This is a genomic window from Janthinobacterium sp. UMAB-56, from assembly GCF_900095265.1.
In the GTDB taxonomy this organism is placed as follows: domain Bacteria; phylum Pseudomonadota; class Gammaproteobacteria; order Burkholderiales; family Burkholderiaceae_D; genus Janthinobacterium.
The window spans coordinates 441300-463606 of record NZ_LT607653.1; the positions used below are offsets into that span (position 1 = coordinate 441300).

At 62.9% G+C, this 22307-nt stretch carries 24 protein-coding genes; 11 read left to right on the plus strand and 13 right to left on the minus strand.

Annotation, left to right across the window (positions count from 1 at the left end; all coding sequences use genetic code 11):
• Positions 1 to 71 precede the first annotated feature (71 nt).
• The 3 genes from K0F85_RS07915 (at position 72) to K0F85_RS07925 (ending at position 4398) form a co-directional block, all read left to right on the plus strand.
• Positions 72 to 2813 (plus strand): DUF4118 domain-containing protein, encoded by a 2742-nt coding sequence (locus K0F85_RS07915; protein ID WP_219115489.1) that lies wholly within the window; start codon positions 72 to 74, stop codon positions 2811 to 2813.
• Positions 2810 to 3508 (plus strand): two-component system response regulator KdpE, encoded by a 699-nt coding sequence (kdpE, locus tag K0F85_RS07920; RefSeq protein WP_219115490.1) that lies wholly within the window; start codon positions 2810 to 2812, stop codon positions 3506 to 3508. Before K0F85_RS07915 ends, kdpE begins: the two co-directional genes overlap by 4 nt.
• A 131-nt stretch (positions 3509 to 3639) precedes the next feature.
• Positions 3640 to 4398, plus strand: coding sequence for a TorF family putative porin (locus K0F85_RS07925; protein WP_219115491.1), 759 nt, complete (start codon positions 3640 to 3642; stop codon positions 4396 to 4398).
• A 48-nt stretch (positions 4399 to 4446) separates the two neighbouring features.
• On the opposite strand, the gene K0F85_RS07930 is transcribed toward K0F85_RS07925, so the two are convergent.
• Genes K0F85_RS07930 through K0F85_RS07940 form a run of 3 tightly spaced genes read right to left on the minus strand, consistent with a single transcriptional unit; the run spans position 4447 to position 6300 of the window.
• The gene (locus K0F85_RS07930) at positions 4447 to 4956 is read right to left on the minus strand and encodes a cobyrinic acid ac-diamide synthase (RefSeq protein WP_257572605.1); all 510 of its coding nucleotides are present in this window, start codon (positions 4954 to 4956) and stop codon (positions 4447 to 4449) included.
• Positions 4957 to 4966: 10 nt separating this feature from the next.
• Positions 4967 to 6004, minus strand: a complete 1038-nt coding sequence (gene dapA / locus K0F85_RS07935; RefSeq protein WP_219115493.1) for a 4-hydroxy-tetrahydrodipicolinate synthase — start codon at positions 6002 to 6004, stop codon at positions 4967 to 4969.
• A complete protein-coding gene (locus tag K0F85_RS07940) occupies positions 6001 to 6300 on the minus strand; it encodes a hypothetical protein (RefSeq protein ID WP_257572607.1) in 300 nt (99 codons plus the stop codon). Before K0F85_RS07940 ends, dapA begins: the two co-directional genes overlap by 4 nt.
• A gap of 218 nt (positions 6301 to 6518) precedes the next feature.
• Here K0F85_RS07940 and K0F85_RS07945 point away from each other — a divergent pair, with 218 nt between their 5' ends.
• Together K0F85_RS07945 and K0F85_RS07950 are read left to right on the plus strand one after the other, a co-directional pair.
• The gene (locus tag K0F85_RS07945; RefSeq protein WP_219115494.1) at positions 6519 to 7511 is read left to right on the plus strand and encodes a gamma-glutamyl-gamma-aminobutyrate hydrolase family protein; all 993 of its coding nucleotides are present in this window, start codon (positions 6519 to 6521) and stop codon (positions 7509 to 7511) included.
• Positions 7508 to 8587, plus strand: a complete 1080-nt coding sequence (locus tag K0F85_RS07950; RefSeq protein ID WP_219115495.1) for an alginate lyase family protein — start codon at positions 7508 to 7510, stop codon at positions 8585 to 8587. The genes K0F85_RS07945 and K0F85_RS07950 overlap by 4 nt, the downstream gene beginning before the upstream one ends.
• Before the next feature lie 77 nt (positions 8588 to 8664).
• On the opposite strand, the gene K0F85_RS07955 is transcribed toward K0F85_RS07950, so the two are convergent.
• The 5 genes from K0F85_RS07955 to K0F85_RS07975 all read right to left on the minus strand — a co-directional run bounded on the left by K0F85_RS07955 (position 8665) and on the right by K0F85_RS07975 (position 13975).
• Positions 8665 to 9795, minus strand: coding sequence for a YbdK family carboxylate-amine ligase (locus tag K0F85_RS07955; protein ID WP_219115496.1), 1131 nt, complete (start codon positions 9793 to 9795; stop codon positions 8665 to 8667).
• Positions 9796 to 10983 carry a cation:proton antiporter gene (locus K0F85_RS07960; protein WP_219115497.1) on the minus strand — a complete coding sequence of 396 codons (1188 nt, stop codon included), beginning with the start codon at positions 10981 to 10983 and terminating at the stop codon, positions 9796 to 9798.
• Positions 10984 to 11294: 311 nt separating this feature from the next.
• The gene (locus K0F85_RS07965; protein ID WP_219115498.1) at positions 11295 to 12464 is read right to left on the minus strand and encodes a VWA domain-containing protein; all 1170 of its coding nucleotides are present in this window, start codon (positions 12462 to 12464) and stop codon (positions 11295 to 11297) included.
• On the minus strand, positions 12458 to 13096 hold the full coding sequence (locus tag K0F85_RS07970; protein WP_219115499.1) for a GNAT family N-acetyltransferase: 639 nt from the start codon (positions 13094 to 13096) through the stop codon (positions 12458 to 12460). The genes K0F85_RS07965 and K0F85_RS07970 overlap by 7 nt, the downstream gene beginning before the upstream one ends.
• 9 nt (positions 13097 to 13105) lie before the next feature.
• Positions 13106 to 13975, minus strand: coding sequence for a MoxR family ATPase (locus tag K0F85_RS07975; protein WP_219115500.1), 870 nt, complete (start codon positions 13973 to 13975; stop codon positions 13106 to 13108).
• Between the two features lie 232 nt (positions 13976 to 14207).
• On the opposite strand from K0F85_RS07975, the gene K0F85_RS07980 reads away from it, so the two are divergent.
• Positions 14208 to 14537 carry a cytochrome c gene (locus tag K0F85_RS07980; RefSeq protein WP_219115501.1) on the plus strand — a complete coding sequence of 110 codons (330 nt, stop codon included), beginning with the start codon at positions 14208 to 14210 and terminating at the stop codon, positions 14535 to 14537.
• An 11-nt stretch (positions 14538 to 14548) separates the two neighbouring features.
• Positions 14549 to 14890: a cytochrome c gene (locus K0F85_RS07985; RefSeq protein WP_219115502.1), complete on the plus strand. Its 342-nt coding sequence runs from the start codon at positions 14549 to 14551 to the stop codon at positions 14888 to 14890.
• Positions 14891 to 14903: 13 nt separating this feature from the next.
• Here the strand turns inward: K0F85_RS07985 and K0F85_RS07990 are convergent, their stop codons facing one another.
• Positions 14904 to 15059: a hypothetical protein gene (locus K0F85_RS07990; RefSeq protein WP_219115503.1), complete on the minus strand. Its 156-nt coding sequence runs from the start codon at positions 15057 to 15059 to the stop codon at positions 14904 to 14906.
• 89 nt (positions 15060 to 15148) lie between these two features.
• Here K0F85_RS07990 and K0F85_RS07995 point away from each other — a divergent pair, with 89 nt between their 5' ends.
• On the plus strand, positions 15149 to 15301 hold the full coding sequence (locus K0F85_RS07995; RefSeq protein ID WP_219115504.1) for a hypothetical protein: 153 nt from the start codon (positions 15149 to 15151) through the stop codon (positions 15299 to 15301).
• Here the strand turns inward: K0F85_RS07995 and K0F85_RS08000 are convergent.
• Both K0F85_RS08000 and K0F85_RS08005 read right to left on the minus strand, forming a co-directional pair.
• A complete protein-coding gene (locus K0F85_RS08000; RefSeq protein WP_219115505.1) occupies positions 15298 to 15720 on the minus strand; it encodes a DUF1841 family protein in 423 nt (140 codons plus the stop codon). The two genes, K0F85_RS07995 and K0F85_RS08000, sit on opposite strands and share 4 nt — an antisense overlap.
• A 60-nt stretch (positions 15721 to 15780) precedes the next feature.
• A complete protein-coding gene (locus K0F85_RS08005; RefSeq protein ID WP_219115506.1) occupies positions 15781 to 16248 on the minus strand; it encodes a DUF1203 domain-containing protein in 468 nt (155 codons plus the stop codon).
• Positions 16249 to 16723: 475 nt separating this feature from the next.
• On the opposite strand from K0F85_RS08005, the gene mqo reads away from it, so the two are divergent.
• On the plus strand, positions 16724 to 18322 hold the full coding sequence (mqo, locus tag K0F85_RS08010; protein WP_374198651.1) for a malate dehydrogenase (quinone): 1599 nt from the start codon (positions 16724 to 16726) through the stop codon (positions 18320 to 18322).
• 101 nt (positions 18323 to 18423) lie between these two features.
• Here the strand turns inward: mqo and K0F85_RS08015 are convergent, their stop codons facing one another.
• Positions 18424 to 19056, minus strand: a complete 633-nt coding sequence (locus K0F85_RS08015) for an RNA pyrophosphohydrolase (protein WP_219115507.1) — start codon at positions 19054 to 19056, stop codon at positions 18424 to 18426.
• Between the two features lie 204 nt (positions 19057 to 19260).
• On the opposite strand from K0F85_RS08015, the gene K0F85_RS08020 reads away from it, so the two are divergent.
• Positions 19261 to 20997 carry a proline--tRNA ligase gene (locus K0F85_RS08020; protein ID WP_219115508.1) on the plus strand — a complete coding sequence of 579 codons (1737 nt, stop codon included), beginning with the start codon at positions 19261 to 19263 and terminating at the stop codon, positions 20995 to 20997.
• Entirely contained in the window at positions 20994 to 21611 is a 618-nt protein-coding gene (locus K0F85_RS08025; RefSeq protein ID WP_219115509.1) for a lytic transglycosylase domain-containing protein, read from the plus strand. Before K0F85_RS08020 ends, K0F85_RS08025 begins: the two co-directional genes overlap by 4 nt.
• A gap of 139 nt (positions 21612 to 21750) precedes the next feature.
• Here K0F85_RS08025 and K0F85_RS08030 read toward each other — a convergent pair whose 3' ends face one another.
• A complete protein-coding gene (locus K0F85_RS08030; protein WP_071653383.1) occupies positions 21751 to 22146 on the minus strand; it encodes an SWIB/MDM2 domain-containing protein in 396 nt (131 codons plus the stop codon).
• Positions 22147 to 22307 lie beyond the last annotated feature (161 nt).

The following is a 22307-nucleotide window of genomic DNA, read 5'->3' on the forward strand; positions in this document are numbered from 1 at the left end:
TACCGGGGTCAGACCCGTCGGGTCTGACCCCGGCCCTTGTTCTTGGGCTAATCGACAATTAAAAGATATCCATGCTCCCCAACGACAGCCAACGCCCCGATCCTGATGCCCTGCTGGCACAAGTGCAGGCGCAGGAAAAGAAAGCCGCGCGCGGCCGGCTGCGCATCTATTTTGGCGCCTCGGCCGGCGTCGGCAAGACCTACGCGATGCTGGCCGCCGCCCGCAAATTGCTGGCCGATGGCCAGGACTTGCTGGTGGGCGTGGTGGAGACGCATGGGCGCCTGGATACGGCGGCCCAGCTTGACGGTTTGCCCGTGCTCCCCCTGAAGGCCATCGAGTACCGGGGCAAGACCCTGTTCGAGTTCGACCTGGACGAGGCCTTGTTGCGCGCGCCCTCGCTGATACTGATGGATGAACTGGCCCACTCGAACGTGGCCGGTTCGCGCCATCCGAAGCGCTGGCAGGATGTCGAGGAATTGCTGGCGGCCGGTATCGACGTGCTCTCCACCGTGAATGTGCAGCACCTGGAAAGCCTCAATGATGTAGTGGGCGGCATCACGGGCGTGCGCGTGGCCGAGACCTTGCCCGATACGGTGTTCGACCGCGCCGATGAAGTGGTGCTGGTCGATATCCCCGCTGATGAACTACTGCGCCGCCTGAAGCAGGGCAAGGTGTATCAGCCGCTGCAGGCCGAGCGGGCATCGCAGCATTTTTTCCGCAAGGGTAACCTGATCGCCTTGCGTGAACTGGCCTTGCGCCGCACGGCGGACCGGGTGCAGGACGACGTGCAGGCTTATCGCGTCGAAAAATCCATCAATCCCGTGTGGAAGACGGGGGCAGCGCTGCTGGCCTGCGTGGGACCGCACGCGGGGGGCGAGCACGTGATTCGCAGCACGGCGCGACTGGCTAGCCAGCTGAACGCGGAATGGCACGCGCTGTACGTGGAAACGCCGCGTTTGCAGCGCCTGCCGGCGGGACAGCGCGAACGCATCCTGAAAACCCTGAAACTGGCGCAGGACCTGGGCGCGCGCACGGCCATCGTGCCGTCCGCCGACATCGCCGGCGCCGTGGTCGAGTATGCGCGCAGCGCGAATATTTCGAAAGTCATCGTGGGCCGTGGCCGCGTCGGTGCGCTGGCGCGCCTGTGGCATGTGCCGCCGGCCGTGCGCATGGCCAGCCTGGCGCCCGATATTGACTTGATCGAGGTGGGCTTGCCGCCAGCCGATGTGGCACCCCGGCGCGCGGCGGGCGAGGATGCGGAGGTATCGCGCCGGCCATCGCGCCATTCGCGCTATCTCCTGGCCGCCGGCGCCAGCCTGGCCACGGCCCTCGCCTCGGTCCCCCTGCAACCTTATCTGGACCTGGCCAATATCGCCATGCTGTCCTTGCTGACGGTGGTGCTGGTGGCCGTGCGCCTGGGGCGCGGGCCGGCGGCGCTGGCCAGCCTGGTGGGCGTGGCCAGCTTCGATTTCATCTTCGTGCCACCGCGCTTCTCGTTTGCAGTGGGCGATTTTCAGTATGTGATCACCTTTGGCGTGATGCTGGCCGTGGGCCTGATCACGGGCCACCTGACGGCCGGCCTGCGCTTCCAGGCGCGCGTTGCCTCGAACCGCGAAGCACGCGCCCGCGCCCTGTACGAATTCTCGCGCGAGTTGTCCGGCGTGCTGCAGACGGAGCAGATTTTCGACATCACGAAAAACGCCATCGAACGGGCTTTCCGCGCCCGCGCCACCTTGCTGCTGCCCGATGACGAAGGCAGCTTGCAGACGCCGAACGGCGGCGAGCCGCTGGACATGGGTATCGCTCAGTGGGCCTTCGACCATGCCCAGGCGGCGGGGACGGGCACCGATACCTTGCCGGCTTCACCCATTTTCTACCTGCCGCTGATCGCGCCGATGCGCACGCGGGGCGTGCTGGCGCTGCTGCCGCTCGATGGCGCGCAGCGGGGACGCTGGCTGCTGGTGCCGGAACAGCGCCAGCACCTCGATACCTTTGCCGCCCTGGCAGCCATCGCCCTCGAGCGCGTGCACTATATCGACGTGGCCCAGGGCGCGCTGCTGCAGATGGAGTCCGAACGGCTGCGCAACTCGCTGCTGGCGGCCCTGTCGCACGATTTGCGCACGCCCTTGACGTCGCTGGTGGGGCTGGCCGAATCGCTGGCCTTGTCGCGGCCTGCCTTGTCGCCCGCGCAGCTGGACATGGCGCGCTCGCTGCAGTCCGAAACCGTGCGCATGAGCGCCCTGGTGGCGAACTTGCTGGATATGGCGCGCATCGAGAGTGGCCAGGTGCGCCTGAACCTGCAATGGCAGGCGCTGGAAGAAGTGGTGGGCAGCGCGCTGCGCGCCAGCGGCCCGCAATTGCAGCAGCATGCCGTGCAGACGCAGCTGGCACCGGACTTGCCGCTGGTGCGCTATGACGCCGTGCTGATCGAGCGCGTGCTGTGCAACCTGCTGGAAAACGCAGCGAAGTACACCCCGCCCGGCAGCACCATCACGGTGGCGGCCGGGGCGCATGGCCAGTTCCTGCAGGTGACGGTGTTTGATGATGGTCCCGGCTTGCCGGCCGGCCGCGAAGAAGCCATCTTTGAAAAATTTACGCGCGGCGAGCGCGAATCGAACAAGCCGGGCGTCGGGCTCGGGCTGGCCATTTGCCGCGCCATCGTCGAAGCGCACGGCGGCACCATCCACGCGCAGCCTCACACGCCGGGACAGGGCGCGGCCATCGTCTTCAGCCTGCCGCTGGGCACGCCCCCGGCGCCGCCGGAGATCGAGTTCGATGACGCCAACGACCATGAAACAGGAAAACCAATATGAACGAACCTTCCGCTACCGCCTTGCTGGTCGAGGATGAACCGCAAATCCGCCGCTTCGTGCGCGCCGCGCTGGAAGACGAGGGGTGGCAGATTTTCGAATCGGCCACCATGCAGCGGGGCCTGATCGATGCCGGCACGCGCAGGCCCGACCTGATCGTGCTGGACCTGGGACTGCCCGACGGTGACGGCATCGATTTCATCGGCGACATCCGCAAATGGTCGGCCGTGCCCATCATCGTGCTGTCGGCGCGGGTCGATGAAGACGACAAGATACGCGCGCTGGACGCAGGCGCAGACGATTACCTGACCAAGCCCTTCGGCGTGGGCGAGTTGCTGGCCCGCGTGCGCGCCACCCTGCGCCGCCAGCGCCAGCCCGCCGCCAGCGACGACGGCGTGGTGCAGTTTGGCGACGTACGGGTCGACCTGAAGGACCGCCTGGTGACGCGCAACAAGCAGCTGGTGCACATGACGCCGACGGAATTTCGCTTGCTGTCCGTACTGGTGAAGAACGCGGGCAGGGTGGTCACCAATCCGCAACTGCTGCGCGAAGTGTGGGGGCCGTCAAACAGCGAGAACGGTCACTACCTGCGCATTTACATGGGCCACCTGCGCCAGAAGCTGGAAGCCGATCCGGCCCAGCCGCAGTACCTGCTGACGGAAACGGCCGTCGGCTACCGCTTGCTGCTGCCCCTCTAAACGGCTGTTATCCCCTGTTGTAAAACGGGCGCTGCGCGCGCAGGGGGGACGCTTTACCCATTGTTTTGCAGCGGCGGGCCAGCTGCGCCATGTTGGCAAAGGCCCATACCACCCATGAAGAAGAAAAAACCATGAATAAAATGCTACTTGCACTTGCCCTGGCAACCCCCTTCACAGCCTTGACGGGCAGCCTGGCCCACGCGGACGAGGCCAAACCCGACAACGAAGTCAGCTTCAACGTGGCCGGCGTGTCCGACTACCGTTATCGCGGCATTTCGCAGACGCGTTTGAAACCCGCGCTGCAGGGCGGCGTCGATTATGTCAACAATCCTACCGGCCTGTATGTGGGCGCCTGGGCCTCCACCATCAAGTGGACCAAGGATGCCGGCGGTAGCGGCGACGTGGAAGTGGACCTGTATGCGGGCAAACGCGGCCAGCTGACCACCGATATCGGCTACGACGTGGGTGTGCTCGCGTATGTATATGCGGACAACGGCTTAAAGCACATCGCCGGCCTGGCCGACGCGGACACGCAGGAAGTCTACGGCCAGCTGTCGTATGGCCCTGCCTACATCAAGTATTCGCACGCCGTTTCCAACCTCTTCGGCATCGTCAACAGCAAGAACAGCGGCTACCTGGATATCGGCGCGTCTATCGATCTGACGAACGGCTGGACCGGCAACCTGCATGCGGGCCACCAGAAGGTGAGGAATAACGACGCGTCGAGCTACACGGACTGGAAAGTGGGCGTGACGCGCGATTTCGGCTTTGTTTCGGGCGCGCTGGCCGTGATCGGCACGAACGCGGGCAAGTCGGCCTATGCCTCGCCCGTGAATGGCAAATTCATGGGCAAGACGGCGCTGCAACTGACGGTGAGCAAGACGTTTTAATTGACCGAGGGAGAGGCGGCGAATGCGCCGCCTTTTTCGCGTGCCGAGTCAGGCTTGCAGGTTAAAGACGGCGCAGTACAGTTGCCCCAGGCTTACCACGCGGGCAGCCGGAATCTGCACGGCCAGGGCGTGGGCCGGCGCCGCTTGCGTGTCTGTTGCCAGCAGGACGCGCAGACCGGGATTGCCGCTGCGCGCGTGCGCGATGCGGCGCGCCAGGCCAGCCTGCGCGTCGCCGTCCGCGACACCGTCCAGCGGTACCACCAGCACGCGGGCGGCGATCAGGGCCGAACGGCTGCCCATGGAGTCGCGGCCTTCGCTGTCGATGACGATGTCGTGGTAGCAGTGCACCAGGTGTTCCAGCTCCGGCTGCAAGCCCTTCGCGCTGATGGCGCGCGCCATCAGGCGCGGCCGCGTCAGACTGCCGTGCATGGCGCCGTCGTGCAGGTTCCTCGCTTGCGCCAGCGCTCCCTGGCGCGGATCGGCATCGAGCAGCAATACCTTGCGTCCGGCCAGCGCGCGCGAGGCGGCCAGCCGTCCGGCCAGGATGGATTTCTCCATTCCCCCGCGTTCATCCGTGATGGCGATGATCATCTTGGCGCACGGCTGGCATGATGTTGGCAGGGGAGACCAGTTGCAGCAGACAGCCTTCACGCGGCGCGTCCCTGTCGCTGGCTGCCCATACGGGCAGCTGCATCAATGGATCGAGTGCTGCGGCCAGGGCGGCCTGGCCGGCGCAGGACATGGGCGTCATCGGCAGTCGCAATGCGTTGCGCACCTTGCCCTGCATGGCCAGCGCTGCCTTCACGGGAGCGGGATTGGGTTCGGAAAACAGCAGGCGGATGACGGGCAGCATGGTCTTGAACAGGGCGCTAGCGGCGCTGTGGCGGCCTTGCTTGACGAGGTGGTACAGCTGCGCATACAGGTCGGGGCGCACCTGGGCGGCGGCCGACATGGCGCCGTGGCCGCCCATGGACAGGCTGGCCAGCAGCAGCGCATCGTCGCCGCACAAGACGTCCAGGCGCGTGTCGAGCAGCAGTTCGCCCAGCTGCTGCAGCCTGCCGCCCGCTTCCTTGATGGCGACGAAGTGCGAGTCGCGCGCCAGCAGGGCCGCCGTCTGCGGTTCGATGTTGACGCCCGTGCGCGCCGGCACGTTGTACAGCACAATGGACTGGTCGGTGGCGGCGGCGATGGCCTGGAAGTGGCGCACGATGCCGTCCTGCGAAGGGCGTACATATGACGGCGCCGAGACCAGCAGGCCCGCCAGCGGATGGTCGTGATAGCGCTGCACGGTGGCGACGACGCTGCGCGTATCACTGCCACCGACGCCCATCACGACGGGCAAGCGTTGGCCGACGGCTTCGAGCACGCTATCGAGCAGCATGCTCTGTTCCGCAGCGCTCAGCATGGCCGCTTCGCCCGTGGTGCCGCACACCACCAGGCCATCGAGGCCGCTGGCGGCCAGTTCGCACGCCAGTTGTTGGGCGGCGTCGAAGTCGATTTCGCCATCGCCATCACGGAATGGCGTGACCATCGGCGCCCAGATGCCCTGGAAGTGCGCGGTGATGCGCGATGAAGACATCGCCTGCTCGCAGGCATATTGGTTCATAGCGACTTCCCCTGGCTGATGCGGCCAAATTCCGCCGCCGGCAGCAGGCGCATGACGGCATCCATGGTCAGGCGCAGGGCCGGTTCCGTCACGCACAGCCATACCTTCATGCGCTCGGCATGGTCGACCGCCTCGATGCGCATGAACGACAGCATGCCGCCGCACGTCCTGACGACCAGCTGGCGCAGCTCGGCCAGGCAGGCTTTGTCGACGGTGATGTGCATGAGGAAGGTGGGCAGGCGTGGATGGCGGTGGGGCAGTGCTTGATGCGTAGTCAGGCGTGTATGGGGTTCCATGGTGGCTTTGCAGCGGTGGTTGAGGTAAGTTCAAGATTAGCAGCGGGGGCGTAAAAATTCTCTAAAAAGCGGGGGCGTGGGCGTAAACGGGCTGTATGCAGGCAGCTTGGCCGTGTTGCGTGAATGTGCCGCGCGTGGGCTTTTGTTACAAAATTGAATCGTGCTTTCGGGGACGGGGGGGTATATTGAAAGCGTCTCCGCTTTCAGTCAGCCTTGCCATGTCAGACGAAAAAGATCCCCAGCTTCCCCCTGCCTCCGATCCTGCTGCGCCGCCCCGGCCCGACCGGGTCGGCCGCGCACCCGATGATGACCACCGTGTGCGCGATGCCGCCCCGCGCTACCTGAAGGATAACGACACGCCGCTGGCGCTGGCCTGGCGGGTGATTTCGTCGCGCTATCGTTCCATGCGCGACAAGGCCAGCCGCGATTTCATGCGGCGAACTATGCGTATCGGCATCTCGGCGCGCATTTTCCACCCCGAGCCGGGCGCCACTGGCCTGCGCAGCAAGAACCTGCAATACCTGGAAGAGTCGATTGCCCAGTGGGTCATGTCGCGCGACGTACTGGTGTTCATGATCCCGACCGTCAACACCAGCGGCCTGCTACACCCGAGTAACATCACCTTGCGCCACTATGCGCGCCACCTGGACGGGCTGGTACTGCAGGGCGGTGCCGACGTCTCGCCGCAGACCTATTCCGAGACGGCCACGCGCCCCGAATGGGGCGGCGACCGCGCGCGCGACCTCTACGAACTGGAGCTGTTGCACGAATTCGTCGATGCGGGCAAGCCGGTGCTGGGCATTTGCCGTGGCTGCCAACTCATCAACGTGGGTTTTGGCGGTACCCTTTACCAGGACATCGCCTCGGATGTGGAAGGCGCCACCTCGCACGTCAACGACCTGTATGACCGCCACCGCCACAGCATCGTCTTCCCGAAAGGCTCGTCACTGGCGGGCATGTTCCCGAAGGCGGGCGAGGCGCTCGTCAATTCCATCCACCACCAGTCGGTCAAGGACCTGGGGCGCGACATCACCGTGGAAGCGTATTCGCAAGGGGACAATATCGTCGAGGCCATCCGCTACCAGCGGGCGCGCTTCGTCATGGGCTTGCAGTGGCACCCGGAATTTCATTCGGCGGGCGGCGTCGAACTGCTCGATTGCACGCCCATCCTCGATAACTTTTTGCGCGCGGCGCGGGAAACGCGTTTTTGAACGCGCGCTTCACGCGTCGGCGCGCCATGCTGGCAGGCCTGCTGGCGCTGCCCCTGGCAGGCTTGCGCGCGGCGCCGCGCCCGCATGACAGCGCGCCGCCGTTTGCGCTGACGTCCGCTGCGCTGGTGCGTACGCTCAAGGCGCGGGTGGCACCGGCCATTGCCGAACAGGTGCTCAAGGCGGCGCGCAAGGATGCGGCGCGGCCCGTGCATCTGATGGCCAATGTGCGCACGGGCGGCTTGCTGAAGGGAGAAGGCGGACGCGAGGCCAGCCAGCAGGCGCAGGAAGACTGGCGCCAGGCGCGCCTGCAGGCGCTGGCCTGGCGGCTGTCGGGCGAGATGCCGCATTTCGAGGCCGCGCGCCAACTGCTGCTGGCCTGGAGCGACAGCTACCAGCCCTCGTTCAGCCCTGTCGACGAGACGGAGCTGGCCAGCCTGCTGATGGGCTTTGACCTGGTACAGGAACGCTTGAACGGCGTCGAGCGCGAGCAGGTGCAGGCGTTTTGCCGCACCCTGGCGCAGGGCTATCTGAGTGATCCCATCAAGGTGGGTGGCCCGTCCACGGCGCGCAATAACTGGCATAGCCACCGCATCAAGATCGGCACGGCCGCCGCGTATCTCACGGGCGACGCCCTGCTGATCGCACGCGCGAAAGAGCGCTTCCTGGCGCACGTGCCGCGCAATATCGGCGCCGGCGGCGTGCCCTTTGATTTCGAGCAGCGCGACGCCCTGCACTACAGCACCTACAGCCTGGAGCCACTGCTGACGACAGCCCTGATGGCGCAGGCGCATGGTGACGACTGGTATGGCGCGCCGGAAGCGCGGCGCCTGGCCGAGGCGCTGGCCTGGCTGGCGCCGTATGCGCAGGGCAGAAAGACGCACGAAGAGTTCGCGAAAAGCGCCGTGCCTTTCGACCGCAAGCGCGTGGAGGCCGGTGAAAAGGGCTTTACGGGAAATTGGCAGCCCAAGGGCGCCGCCAATGTGTACCTGCTGGCGTCGCGCTTCGATCCCGCTTACCTGCCGTTGGCGCTGGAATTGCGCCCGCCAGCCTGGGCGCTGGCGCTGTACGGCGTTTGAGGGGCGGAAGACGCGCGGACGTAGGCCAGTGAAGTCCGCCGTCGCTAATCCGGCCGGTGTTAGCCGGCCGTGCAGCGTCAGTAATTCATCGGCTCACCGCGAAAACATCGAATGGCGGCATCGACCATTCCCTCGGCGCTGCCTTGCACATTGCGCTGCTTGCGCAGGTATTGCGCGTCGCTCCATTGCCTGGCCACGTCCGACAGGTGTTTCAGTGCCGGCGTGCTGCCCAGCGCCTCGGCGTGCGGTTCCATCTTGCGCAGGGTGGTCATGATGTCTTCGCGCAGCGACATCGTTTCGTAGGTTTTCGGATGCGTAATGGCGCCATCTAGGCCGAAGCGGCAGGCCTGGAAGCGGTTGTAGTTATACACGAGGTAATCGTCTTCCACGGGCGGCGCTTCGCGGCGTTCGAGCAGGTAGCGGCACAGCGCCTGCAAGTAGGCGGCCAGGGCTGCGGCCCGCTCCACCGTCAGCGGCGTGTCGCACACGCGCAGTTCGATGGTGCCGAACTCCGGCTTGGGACGGATATCCCAGTAAAAATCCTTCATGCTCTTGATGATGCCCGTGTTCTCCATCTTGGCGAAATACTCGTTGGAGAACTGGTCCCAGCTCAGCGTAAACGGCGCGCGCCCGCTCATGGGGAAGGCGAACACGGAGTTCAGACGCGCCGAATCGAACAGGGTGTCGCGTCCCTGCACGTAGGGCGAGGAAGCCGACAGGGCGATGAAGTGGGGGATGTAGCGGTTCAGCGAATGCAGCAGGAACATGGCATCGTCGCCCGAAGCGCAGCCGATGTGCACGTGCTGGCCGAAGATGGTGAACTGCTTGGCCAGGTAGCCGTACAGCTCCGAAATTTCCTGGAAGCGGGGCTTGGAAAAGATCTTTTGCGACGACCATTGCTGGAATGGGTGCGTGCCGCCGCCCGCGATGCCGATATTGAGCTTGTCGCCGGCAGTGACCAGCGTGTCGCGGATTTCCTGCAACTGCTCCAGCAGGGGGCCGTGATGCGTGTGCACGCTCGAGTTAATCTCGATCATGCTTTCGGTGATTTCCGGCGTGACGTTGCCGGGGAACGGTTTCTTGTTCAGCAGATGCAGCAGGTCGGGGCTGGCGGCCGTCAGGTCATAGTCCGACAGGTTCACCAGTTGCAGTTCGAGTTCGACGCCGAAGGTCAGCGCGGCCGATTGGCCAAAGGGTTCCAGCGGCATTTAGCGCTCCTTGATTTCGTGGGTTTCTTTTGCCAGCATCAGCACGCGCTGCACCAGCACGGGGCCGACCAGTTCCAGGCCCAGCGTGACGGCGGCCAGGGCGTTCAATTCGTCACCGAAGTTCACGCCGTGCTGGCGCGCGTGTTCCAGCAGCAGGATGATGAAGACGGAGACGGGCGTCAGCGCCACGCCCGTCAGCACGCCCTTGCGCCAGGAAATGCCGCTGACATGCGAAAACGCCGCCACGCCGACGACCTTGGTCAGCAGGCGCCCGCCGACGACGGCCAGGGCCAGGCCCGCGCCGGCTGTCACGCTGGCCCATTCCAGGGTCGATGCGGCATACACGAACAGCAGCACCGTCAGCAGCTCGCCCAGGGCGCCGAAATTGCGCTGCGCCTGGCTGAAGGCCACGCGGCGGTGGCGCGCCACCAGGCCAAACGTGAGGGTGGCCAGCAGCGGCGACAGGCTGGTGGTGTAGGTGAGGGCGACGAGCAGCATCACCGACAGTGCAAAGGCGACGGTGGCATCCTGCGCCATATTGCCCAGGCGGCGCAGCATGGCCGGCACGACGATGCCGAAGACGGTGCCGGCGGCCACGGAGGCTGCCAGCACGGCGGCGCTGCTGCTGCTCGCCTGGATCAGGTCGGTCGAGCTCTGGAACATCCAGAAGCCGACGATGATATTGAACGTGAAGACGGCCAGCACGCAATTGAGGGCGGTGAGGTGGACGATGCGTTCCGTGACCTGGCCCGAGCTGCGCTCCTCGTTGATGACGCGCATGATGGTGGCCGGCGAGGTGGACATGGCCAAGGACGCCAGCAGCAGGGCCGTCATCGAGGTGCTGCCGAATTCGATGCCGATGAAGTAGACGACGGCAAAGGTCAGCAGCGATTCGGCCAAGCCCGTGACGGCGATCCAGGGGTTGTTTTTCAGCCAGCGCAGGTTGATGCGGTAGCCGATCTCGAACAAGATCAGGCCGAAGGCCACGTCGGCCAGCACCAGCATGGGGCCGGCATCCGTCTGCGGCAGCACGCCCACCTGGCTCTGGGCCAGGAAAAAGCCGATCACGCCGTAAAAGCTGATGCGTGGCAGGCCCGTCCAGCGGTGGCCGAATTCGCCCACCACCCAGGCCAGGGTAATGGCGAACGGCCAGGACAGGTCGGCGGCGATCGAGAGTATACTTTGCATGCTCATTCCTTTGAAAATGGCGCTGGCACCGGCCGGCAGCACAGGGGCTGGTGCGGCGATGTCGTGGTGCAGCGATGGTGCCTAGTTTGCGCAGAGCGATGCGCCGATTCTACCGGAGCAGAAGGCGCGCACGATGTGCGCAATCGAACAGTGTCGCGTCCATGGCGGCCGCGCACAGGATGTAGCAGGTCGGCAGGGCTGGTATCAGCGTATGGTACCCGCCCGCAGCGGAGATGTTCCGCACGGTCATTCTGTGTCGCAGTGTACGGCATGGCGGCCCTATGCCGCCATGGACTTTTTGTTGCGTGCCTTTATTTACTGAGCAGGCGCATGCCTCGCTCCAGCCCGTCGATCGAGAGGGGGAACATGCGGTTGTTCATCAATTGCCGCATCACGCCGATCGACTGGCGGTATTGCCATAAGCCCTCCGACTCGGGATTGAGCCAGATGAATTTCGGGAATGCCTGGGTAAAGCGCGCCAGCCACGTCGATCCCGCTTCCTCGTTATTGTATTCGACGCTGCCGCCCGGCTGCAGGATTTCATAGGGGCTCATGGTGGCGTCGCCGACGAAAATCAGCTTGGTGTCGGGCGGGTACTTGCGCAGCACGTCCCAGGTGGGAAAGCGCTCGGCGTTGCGGCGCCGGTTGTTCTTCCACAGATAGTCGTAGACGCAGTTATGGAAGTAAAAGAACTCCATGTTCTTGAATTCCGTCTTCGCGGCAGAGAACAGTTCTTCGGTGCGCTCGATATGGTCATCCATGCTGCCGCCCACGTCAAACAGCATCAGCACCTTGATGCGGTTCTTGCGTTCGGGCCGCATCCTGATGTCGAGGTAGCCCGCGTTATTGGCCGTGGCGGCGATGGTGGCGTCCAGCGCCAGCTCGTCTTCCGCACCTTCGCGCGCAAATTTGCGCAGGCGGCGCAGCGCCACCTTGATGTTGCGCGTGCCCAGTTCGCGCTCGCTGTCGTAGTCTTTGTAGCTGCGTGCTTCCCATACCTTGACGGCCGTGCGGCTGCCGCCCTTGCCGCCGATGCGGATGCCTTCCGGGTTCGTGCCGCCATTGCCGAACGGCGACGTACCCCCCGTGCCTATCCACTTGCTGCCACCCTCATGGCGTTCCTTCTGCTCCTTCAGCAGCTCGTTCAGGCGCTCCATCAGCTTGTCGTAGCCGAATTTCTCCAGCTGCGCCTTCTGCTCCTCGGACAGTTCGCGCTGCATGCGTTTGAGCAGCCAGTCGAGGGGAATCGCCGCGTTCGTGTCGAAGGCTGCGCTCACGCCTTTGAAGTACTGCGCAAACGCGCGGTCGAACTTGTCGAAATGGGCTTCGTCCTTGACCAGGGTCAGGCGCGAAAGATAGTAGAAATCGTCCATCGAGGCGTCGATGACGTTCTTTTGCAGTGCTTCGAGCAGGGTCAGAAATTCCTTGATCGTGACAGGAATCTTCGCATCCTTGAGCGTGAAAAAGAAATCGATCAGCATGGCGCCGGCTCTCCCGCACGGGACAGTGCGGCGATGGGACGCTGCGCCAGCTTGTAGCGCAGATGGGCGGCAATTTCTGGCCATTCGCCGCGCGTGATGCTGTACATGACGGTGTCGCGCACGGTGCCGTCGCGGCGCAGTGCGTGGTGGCGCAGCACGCCGTCCTTTTTCGCGCCCAGGCGCTCGATGGCTGCCTGCGAGGCGTGGTTGAAATTATCGGTGCGCAAGCCCACCAGCGCGCAGCCGAGCGTGTCGAAGGCGTGCGCCAGCAGCAGTAATTTGCAGGTGGTGTTGACGTGGCTGCGCTGGCAGCGCTTCGCATACCAGGTGTAGCCGATTTCCAGGCGGCCAATGGCTGGCAGCACGTCGTGGTAGCTGGTGGTGCCGAGTACCTCGCCGCTGGCCACGTTGATGACGGCAAAGGCGAAGCGCGAAGGGCGCATCTCGATGCCCTTGAAAATGTACTGGTCCACCCGGTCCGGCTCGGGCACGGAAGTGACGCGCAGATTCCACAGCTCGCCATCCGTGGCCGCCGCGCGCAAGCCAGGCGCATGGTGCGGCGCCAGTGCTTCGAGGCGGATGCCGTGCAGTTCCAGGGGGACGAAGACCTTGTCCGGGCTGATGTCGTTCACTCGCTCTCCTTAGCGGTTGGTGCGCGACATGAACATCAGGCGCTCGAACAGGTGCACGTCCTGCTCGTTTTTCAGCAGCGCGCCGTGCAGCGGCGGCACGACAACCTTGTCATCCTTGCTGCGCAGTGCCTCGGCCGGGATGTCTTCTGCCAGCAGGAGCTTGAGCCAGTCGAGAAATTCCGACGTCGACGGCTTTTTCTTCAGGCCCGGCACGTCGCGCACTGCGTAAAAGGTTTGCAGCGCCTGCGCCAGCAATTCCTGTTTCAGGTGCGGATAATGGACGGCAACGATCTGCTCCATCGTGTCCTTGTCCGGGAATTTGATGTAATGGAAGAAGCAGCGGCGCAAAAAGGCGTCCGGCAATTCCTTCTCGTTGTTCGAGGTGATGATGACGAGCGGACGGTGGCGCGCCGTGACCATTTCGCGCGTCTCGTAGACATAGAATTCCATGCGGTCCAGTTCGCGCAACAGATCGTTCGGGAATTCGATGTCGGCCTTGTCGATTTCATCGATCAGCAGTACCACCGGTTCGGGCGCCGTGAACGCCTGCCACAGCACGCCCTTGACGATGTAATTCTGGATATCGCGCACGCGCTCGTCACCGAGCTGCGAATCGCGCAGGCGCGACACGGCGTCGTATTCGTACAGTCCCTGCTGCGCCTTGGTGGTCGATTTGATATGCCATTGCATCAGCGGCATGTTCAGCGCGGCAGCCACTTCCTCGGCCAGCATGGTCTTGCCCGTGCCCGGTTCACCCTTGATCAGCAGCGGGCGTTGCAGGGTCAGCGCCGCATTCACGGCCAGTTTCAGGTCGGCGGTGGCGACATAGCTGTCGGAACCTTCGAAGCGTTGGCCTTGCTGGGGGTGCTGTGCTTGCATGAGCGATCTGCCAAAGTAGGGAAATGGTAAGTATAAACAGAACTGTGGCGCACCGCCACGCAGACGGCCTGTGCCCGCCGGCCGACAATGCGGGTTTTATAGGTGGACTTGCAAGAATATCTTGGCTAGAATCGGCAAGCAGCAGATTAATTGTCAACCTTAATTGTCAACACATAAGATCAAAAAAACCAGCGCTGGCGTTTCTCCGATTACCTTTGTTCACATTGCCACTATGAAAAAAATATTTGCACTTCTCGTGCTTGCCGGCATAGCAAATGCCGTCACAGCGGCTGACATTTTAGGAAACGCCAAGGCAGCGACTGCCAAGGTGGAAATGTGTATCGGCTGCCACGGCATTCCCGGTTACAAGGCAACTTTCCCCGAGGTGTTCCAGGTGCCGATGATCGGCGGCCAGCCGGCGAAATATATCGAGAATGCGCTGCAAGCCTACAAGAAGGGCGATCGCAAGCACCCCAGCATGAAGGGCATCGCCAGCAGCCTGTCCGACCAGGATATCGCCGATGTCGCCGCGTATTATGCGCAACAAGCCAAGCCGAACTGAGGATCAGCCAGATGAAAATACTACTCGCCGCCCTCGTTTGCGCCACCGTCTCGTTCGGCGCCAGCGCCGCCGGCAATATCAACACGGGCAAGGCCCTGGCCGAAAAATACAGCTGCGCCACCTGCCACGGCAAGGATTACGGTTCGCCCATCGACCCGTCGTACCCGAAACTGGCGGGCCAGCACAAGGACTACCTGGAACACGCCTTGACGGCGTATAAACGGGGCGACAAGGCCAATGGCCGCAACAATGCCATCATGACGGGCCAGGTAAAACCGCTGAGCAACCAGGACATCAAGGACCTGGCCGCCTACCTGCACAGCCTGCCGACCACCCTGGTCATTCACCGCTGAGTTTTAACCCGGGTCAGGCTTTTAGCCCCACCCGGCGCGCCAGTTTGTGCAAGTTGCTGGCGTCCAGCGCCAGTTGCCGCGCTGCGGCGTCCCAGTTATGCTCCTGCAGGACCAGCGCTTGCCGGATGGCCTGGCGCTGGCTCGCTTCCAGCGCATCGAGGCCGAGCATATCCGTTTCCAGGCGGCGTTGTTCTGGAAAGCCACGGGCTGCCTGGTGCTGCGCTACCCGTGGCCCGACTACCGTTGCCCCCTGCATTGATGAAGACGGCGTCCTGGGACTTGCACGCGGGCCTGGTGCTGATGATCTTTATCCGCTTGTTATCGGTTGGCATGATCCCATGCTCGATACGCACCTTCGGCGATGTGGTCTTCATCGTCGGCGCCGTCGCCATGGCGCTGCAGTCAGCTTAACGTCGGCGCACGCAGTCGATATACGCGTCGGTGTCCGGCGGCAAGCCCGAGCGCTGCGAAGCCCAGATCATCTGGCCCAGGCATTCCATCACTTCGTGCTGGGCTGCATGGGCAGAATCGAGGCGCTGGGTCAGTTGCTGCACGGCCGGGCGGATGCCGCGCGGCTGGTCGACTTGCACCTGCTCCGTGATCGACAGGTGCATGGACAGGTGCAGGAAGGGATTCGCCTGTCCGCCTTCGACCGAGTAATCGCGCGCCAGTGCCGCTTCGACGTCGTCCAGTTCGCTCTCATATTCCGGGTGTTCGAGGATCCAGTCGAGCGCGATGGCTTCCATCGGGGTGAGGATTTCATGGGCGCGGTGCTTGCGCAAGGTGTCGCAAAAGAAGCGGCGCACGTCGTCGGAAGAAGGATTGAACATCGTTTTGGCTTGAGGCTGAAAAGGGCAGGCGATATTGTACCGCGTACGCATCAAGCTTACTCAGGCCCGGTCAATGCGGCCCGCATAGCAGCCCCGTTTGGCGTTATGCACGTGGATATAGCTGATGGCGGACTGGGCAAAAAGCCGTGCGATCACGGTTTCGATGGCCGTGCCTTCCACCACGTCGGCGTCCAGCATCATGCCGTGGGCGTCGTAGGCGCGCAGCGACAGCAGCCGCATGCGCAGCGACTCGGGCACCTGGTCGACGGCGTCGTACGTTTGGGTGGCGCCCTCGCGTATAAAAATGGCGTGCGAGGCGCGGTAGGGCGTGTCCGCATCCTGGCAGACATGGTTCAGCAGCAGCACCGCATCGCCGATCGCCGCGTCGCGCAGTTCGATGCGATCCGGGTAGCCAGGTTGGCAGTCGACGACGTAGCGCAGGATGCCGAGCGTGGCCAGTTCGGCATCGGGCAAGCCATACAGGTGCTGGAATGGGCGCGGCGACAGGCCGCGGATACGGAAAGACATGGTCAGGCTCCGGCAGGATCAAAGCGCCATCAGACCATGGCCCGCGCCGGGCTGCCATCCGTTTCTTGCTCTCGGCATGACGGCATCCGCTCGATTGTTGACCTCCCCTGACGTTCCATTTAATGCTCCGCAGTAAGTGTTATCCACGATCCGGGCGGCCCGGCGAGGGCAAATAACGGTGATAAAATCGCCGCTCTTGATATTTGCTATGGACATCGCCGTCCTTTTGCTGTGATTTTGGCCCCGCGCGAGGGCCAGGACAGCAGCGGCGCCGTGTTTTCCCTGTCCGCACCAGCGCCACCCGATCGCTGCCGCACGCTGCGGCGCGGCGGCGGCATGCTTGCTTCATCATTGACAATATTCGACGATCCGGCCGCTTCTTGCGCTGGAGGGATTGCTGTTTCCTGATGATCCGGCGTTTGCCGCCCTGGTGGCCTGGAAGAGCCAACCCTCAGTATTCATAACGGAGTTACGTATGCGTAAATCGCTATTACTTTTGATGTCGTGCCTGATCCTGGCGGCATGTGACAAAACCCCTCCGGCCTCGTCCGAAAAACCGATCGACGTGCTGCTGATCGGCGCCGGCACCATGAGCGCCACCCTCGGCAGCATGCTCAAGGAACTCGATCCGTCGCTGACGATGGAAATGGTTGAGCGCCTCGATTCCGTGGCCGCCGAAAGTTCGGACGCGATGAACAACGCCGGCACGGGCCACTCGGCCTTCGCCGAACTGAACTACACGCCGGAAGCGGCCGATGGCAGCATCGAGACCAAGAAAGCCGTTGCCATCAACGAGCAATTCGAAATTTCCAAGCAATTCTGGGCTTATCAGGTGGCCAACAAGCACCTGGGCGCGCCGCAGACCTTCATCAACAACGTGCCGCACATGGCCTTTGTGTGGGGCGATGACAATATTGCCTTTTTGAAGAAGCGCTATGCCGCGCTGCAAAAGGAAAACCTGTTCAAGGGCATGCTGTACTCGGAAGACCAGGCGCAGATCGCGCAATGGGCGCCGCTGGTCATGCAAGGGCGCGACCAGGGCCAGAAAGTGGCCGCGACGCGCATGGAGATCGGTACCGACGTCAATTTCGGCAACCTCACGCGTGGCCTGGTGAAATACCTGACGGACAGCCACGGCATGGTCTTGCATCTGCGTCATCAGGTGGAAGACATCCAGCGCGGCGCCGATGGCGTGTGGAACGTGACGGTGAAAGACCTGGCCGCTGGCAAGGAAAAAACCATGCGCGCCAAGTTTGTCTTCATCGGTGCGGGTGGCGGTTCGCTGCCGCTGCTGGAAAAATCGGGCATTCCTGAAGCCAAGGGCTACGGCGGCGTGCCGGTGGGCGGCCAATGGCTGGTGACCACCAATGCGGACCTGGTGGCGGCGCATGCTGCCAAGGTCTATGGCAAGGCATCCGTCGGTTCGCCGCCGATGTCCGTGCCGCATCTCGATACGCGCATCATCGATGGCAAGAAAGCCCTGCTGTTTGGCCCGTTTGCCACTTTCTCGACCAAGTTCCTGAAAAACGGTTCCTGGATCGACCTGCCTGCTTCGATCGGCACGGGCAATGTGAAACCCATGCTGCAAGCCGGTTACGACAATATTCCGCTGACGAAATACCTGGTCGAGCAAGTCATGAACACGCCGGAAGACCGCTTGCAGACCCTGCGTGAGTACTTGCCGAACGCCAAGATGGAAGACTGGACCTTGCAAAATGCTGGCCAGCGCGTGCAGATCGTCAAGGATGACCCTGTCAAGGGCGGTTTGCTGCAGTTCGGCACGGAAGTCGTCGGCGCCGCCGATGGCAGCATCGTCGCCCTGCTGGGCGCTTCGCCAGGCGCTTCGACCGCGCCGCCCATCATGATCAAGGTGCTGCAAACGGCCTTCAAGAGCCGCCTGGCGACGCCGGAATGGCAGGCGAAGATGCTGGAAATGGTACCGTCGTACGGTCAAAAGCTGAACAATGACCCAGCCCTGGCCAACAAGATCCGCCATTACAGCAGCAATATCCTGGGCTTGAAAGCGATCACGCTGGAAGTTCCCGCCGCTGTGCCAGCGCCGGTAGCCAACTAAGAGAATCGGAGCGGCAGGTGATTTTCCTGTCGGCATGAAAAAGGGGCAGCCTGGTCAGGCTGCCCCTTTTGCGTGGGAGAGTGCGTTCATGTTACGGCGCACTAACCCTTGCCCGGCAAGATCAGCTCCGGCGTACACCCTTCGGCGGCAATGCCGTCGCAGGGCTTGGTCTGTGCCGCGCCATCCTGCGCCCGTGGCGCATGGGGCTGGCGCAGGTAGCGCGACGTGTGGCGGTGCGCTTGCTGTGCGTTGCCATGCACGGGCCAGGTCAGGAAGCGGGACAGCTCCTGCAAGGCGCGCTGGTACACATCGCGTTTAAATTCAATGACGACATCGAGCGGGACCCAGTATTCATGCCAGCGCCAGGCGTCGAACTCGGGATGGTCGGTCAGGCGCAGATTGACGTCGTTATCGCGCGCGCACATTCTCAGCAGAAACCAAATCTGCTTCTGGCCACGGTAATGGCCGCGAATCTCGCGCTTGATGAAGTGGTCTGGCACTTCATAGCGCAGCCAGTCGCGGGTGCGGCCGACAATTTTGACGTGTTCCTGTCTGAGTCCTATTTCCTCTTCAAGTTCGCGAAACATGGCTTGTTCCGGTGTTTCGCCATATTTGATACCGCCTTGCGGAAACTGCCATGAGTGCTCGCGCACCCGCTTGCCCCACCACACCTCGTTCTGGGCGTTTAGCAGGATGATGCCGACGTTGGGCCGAAACCCTTCACGGTCGAGCATAATGCACCTCAAACTTTCTGCGACAGAGCGTCCTTTTTTACATAATTACCCACAACTTCGCAAGCCGGTGACCTTTTCGGGGTGCGAAAAGCGCCGGAATCGCACCAATTGAGCGCATTTGTGTAAAGTATGGACGCATCAGCCAGCTAATCCTTTAAAATTAGGTTGATTATAACCCTCTCTTTTTAAAAAGAATTCACCGTTATGCGCGCCTCCCGTTTTTTTATTTCCACACTTAAAGATGCACCTTCTGACGCGGAAATCGTCAGCCACCAATTGATGATGCGTGCAGGCATGATCAAACGCCTCGGTTCCGGCATCTATACCTACATGCCGATGGGCTTGCGCGTGATCCGCAAGGTGGAAGCCATCATCCGTGACGAGATGAACAAAGCCGCCGGTATCGAACTGCTGATGCCGCTCGTGCAGCCAGCCGAACTGTGGCAGGAAACGGGCCGCTGGACCAAGATGGGTGACGAACTGATGCGCGTGAAAGACCGCCATGGCCGCGAATACGCGATCCAGCCGACATCGGAAGAAGTCATCACCGACGTCGTGCGCACGGAAATCAAGTCCTATCGCCAGTTGCCGCTGAACTTTTATCACATCCAGACCAAGTTCCGCGACGAGCGCCGTCCCCGCTTCGGCCTGATGCGCGGCCGCGAATTCACCATGAAGGATGCCTATTCCTTCGACCGCGACCTGGCCGGCATGCAGGCTTCGTACAAGGTCATGTTTGACGCCTACACGCGCATCTTCACGCGTTTCGGCCTGAAATTCCGCGCCGTGGCCGCCGACAATGGCGCCATCGGCGGTTCCGGTTCGCATGAATTCCACGTCATCGCCCACACGGGTGAAGACGCGCTCGTGTACTGCCCGACGTCCGATTACGCTGCCAACATGGAAGCGGCCGAAGCGTTGCCGCCAGCGGGCGAGCGCCCGGCCGCAACCCAGGCGCTGACGAAAACGGCCACGCCGGACACCGTCAAGTGCGAAACCGTGGCTGCCCTGCTGGGTATCGAGCTGTCGCAGACCGTGAAAACCATCGCCCTGACGGTGGAAACGGAAAAAGACGGCAAGGTCACGCAACAGTACTTCATGCTGCTGCTGCGCGGCGACCATGAATTGAACGAGATCAAGGTGGGCAAGGTTGCCGGCCTGGCCGGTCACCGTTTCTCGACGGAAGCGGAAATCCTGGAAGTCTACGGCACGATTCCCGGCTACCTGGGCCCGATCGGCACGAAAGCTGCCGTCACCGTGGTGGCGGACCGCACGGTCGCCCACATGAGCGACTTCGTTTGCGGCGCGAATGACGCCGGTTTCCACTACACGGGCGCCAACTGGGGCCGCGACGTGGCCGAGCCTGCCATCGTGGCCGACTTGCGCAATGTCGTCGCCGGCGACGCATCGCCGGACGGCCAGGGCGCGCTCGCCATCGAGCGCGGCATCGAAGTGGGCCATGTGTTCCAGCTGGGTACGGCGTACTCGGAAAGCATGAAAGCCACCTTCCTCGACGAAAACGGCAAGCCTGCGCCGCTGCAGATGGGTTGCTACGGTATCGGCGTGACGCGCATCCTGGGTGCCGCCATCGAACAGAACTTCGATGACAAGGGGATCATCTGGCCGGCGTCGATCGCGCCATTCGAGGTCGTGCTGTGCCCGATGGGCATGGAGCGTAGCGAAATGGTCAAGGAAGAGACGGAGAAGCTGTACGCGGCCCTGCAAGGCGCTGGCGTCGATGTCATCGTCGACGACCGCGGCTTGCGTCCTGGCGCCATGTTTGCCGACTGGGAACTGATTGGCGTGCCGCACCGCATCGTCATCGGCGAACGCGGCCTGAAAGAAGGCAAGCTGGAATACCAGGGCCGCCGCGACACGGAAGCTTCCGGCGTGGCGCCGGACGAGATCGTCGCTTTCATCCAGGGCAAAATGGCGCAGTGAAGCGCTTTTCGCTCAGTAACACGGCTGGCGCGCTCGCGCTGGCCGCCGGACTGGCCTGCGCCTGCACGGCGCAGGCCGGCAACCAGAAAGAGGAGGCGCTGGCCGACTCCGTCCGCCTGGCCCTGTCGCACGCGATCCGCGACGAACGCCCGCCACAACCCAAATTTGCCACTCCTGCCGACTTGCAGCGCTACCAGCAATGGCTGGCGCAGATGTCGCAACGCCTGCGGCGCAAGCTGCCGGACGCCCAGCTGCGCACGGAATTCCTGGAAACAGTATGGTACGAAGCGCGCCGCGCAGGCCTGGAACCGGCCCTGGTGCTGGGCCTGATCCAGGTGGAGTCGGCTTACCGCAAGTACGCCGTTTCGCTGGCCGGCGCACGCGGCTACATGCAGGTGATGCCGTTCTGGACGGGCGTCATCGGCGACAGCGACCGCAGCAAGCTGTTCCACATGCAGACCAACCTGCGCTATGGCTGCGCGATCCTGCGCATGTACCTGGACATGGAACGCGGCGATTTGTACCTGGCGCTGGGCCGTTACAACGGCAGCCGGGGACGGGCCGAGTATCCGAATGCAGTAAGGGCGGCTTGGAAGCAGTGGGAGTTCAGATGAAGGCTGTGGTCAGACCCCCGGGAGCGTTGGCGCAGAGCTCTGTGTTAGCGGTGTTGAGGGTCTGACTCCAAAAAAATGCCCCGCTCGCAGTAATGCGGCGGGGCACTCACACGGCGTGTAACGCCCTGTGGGTATCTGATTATTTCAAATGATCGGAGATCAGTTTCGTCATTTCAAACATGGAGACTTGGGCTTTGCCGCCGAAAACTGCTTTCAGCTTGTCGTCCGCATTGATCATGCGGCGGTTGGCCGGATCTTGCAGATCGAGTTTTTTGATGTAATCCCATACCTTTTTGGTCACTTCCGTGCGCGGCAGTGGTGCTGCGCCAACAACGGCGGCCAGCTCTTTCGATGGCGTCATTGCTTTCATGAATGCTGCGTTTGGCTTGCGTGGTGTTGCCGGTGCTGCCGCTTTCTTCGCCGCTGCTGGTTTAGCTGCTGCTTTGGCTGCGGGTGCTGCTTTTTTGGCGGCTGCAGGCTTGGCTGCTGCTGCTTTGGCTGGCGCTGCTACTGGGGTTTTTTTGGCTGTTGCCATCTTCGAGCCTCCTTAACAAACACATGGGAAATTGCGCAATTAATCGCACGGCTAATATTGGTGTGGATTTACCTTGTATGCAAGTGTTTTTCACGTTTTCACGAGGAAAAAGCAGGGAAATGACGCGCCTGTCTCCCGGGCGCACCGCTTGGGGGCGCGGA

Coding starts and splice junctions, on each gene's coding strand:
- K0F85_RS07915 (WP_219115489.1), top strand. CDS start 72: ATGCTCCCCAACGACAGCCAACGCCCCGATCCTGATGCCCTGCTGGCA.
- kdpE (WP_219115490.1), top strand. CDS start 2,810: ATGAACGAACCTTCCGCTACCGCCTTGCTGGTCGAGGATGAACCGCAA.
- K0F85_RS07925 (WP_219115491.1), top strand. CDS start 3,640: ATGAATAAAATGCTACTTGCACTTGCCCTGGCAACCCCCTTCACAGCC.
- K0F85_RS07930 (WP_257572605.1), bottom strand. CDS start 4,956: ATGGAGAAATCCATCCTGGCCGGACGGCTGGCCGCCTCGCGCGCGCTG.
- dapA (WP_219115493.1), bottom strand. CDS start 6,004: ATGAACCAATATGCCTGCGAGCAGGCGATGTCTTCATCGCGCATCACC.
- K0F85_RS07940 (WP_257572607.1), bottom strand. CDS start 6,300: ATGGAACCCCATACACGCCTGACTACGCATCAAGCACTGCCCCACCGC.
- K0F85_RS07945 (WP_219115494.1), top strand. CDS start 6,519: ATGTCAGACGAAAAAGATCCCCAGCTTCCCCCTGCCTCCGATCCTGCT.
- K0F85_RS07955 (WP_219115496.1), bottom strand. CDS start 9,795: ATGCCGCTGGAACCCTTTGGCCAATCGGCCGCGCTGACCTTCGGCGTC.
- K0F85_RS07960 (WP_219115497.1), bottom strand. CDS start 10,983: ATGCAAAGTATACTCTCGATCGCCGCCGACCTGTCCTGGCCGTTCGCC.
- K0F85_RS07965 (WP_219115498.1), bottom strand. CDS start 12,464: ATGCTGATCGATTTCTTTTTCACGCTCAAGGATGCGAAGATTCCTGTC.
- K0F85_RS07975 (WP_219115500.1), bottom strand. CDS start 13,975: ATGCAAGCACAGCACCCCCAGCAAGGCCAACGCTTCGAAGGTTCCGAC.
- K0F85_RS07980 (WP_219115501.1), top strand. CDS start 14,208: ATGAAAAAAATATTTGCACTTCTCGTGCTTGCCGGCATAGCAAATGCC.
- K0F85_RS07985 (WP_219115502.1), top strand. CDS start 14,549: ATGAAAATACTACTCGCCGCCCTCGTTTGCGCCACCGTCTCGTTCGGC.
- K0F85_RS07990 (WP_219115503.1), bottom strand. CDS start 15,059: ATGCTCGGCCTCGATGCGCTGGAAGCGAGCCAGCGCCAGGCCATCCGG.
- K0F85_RS07995 (WP_219115504.1), top strand. CDS start 15,149: ATGAAGACGGCGTCCTGGGACTTGCACGCGGGCCTGGTGCTGATGATC.
- K0F85_RS08000 (WP_219115505.1), bottom strand. CDS start 15,720: ATGTTCAATCCTTCTTCCGACGACGTGCGCCGCTTCTTTTGCGACACC.
- K0F85_RS08005 (WP_219115506.1), bottom strand. CDS start 16,248: ATGTCTTTCCGTATCCGCGGCCTGTCGCCGCGCCCATTCCAGCACCTG.
- mqo (WP_374198651.1), top strand. CDS start 16,724: ATGCGTAAATCGCTATTACTTTTGATGTCGTGCCTGATCCTGGCGGCA.
- K0F85_RS08015 (WP_219115507.1), bottom strand. CDS start 19,056: ATGCTCGACCGTGAAGGGTTTCGGCCCAACGTCGGCATCATCCTGCTA.
- K0F85_RS08020 (WP_219115508.1), top strand. CDS start 19,261: ATGCGCGCCTCCCGTTTTTTTATTTCCACACTTAAAGATGCACCTTCT.
- K0F85_RS08030 (WP_071653383.1), bottom strand. CDS start 22,146: ATGGCAACAGCCAAAAAAACCCCAGTAGCAGCGCCAGCCAAAGCAGCA.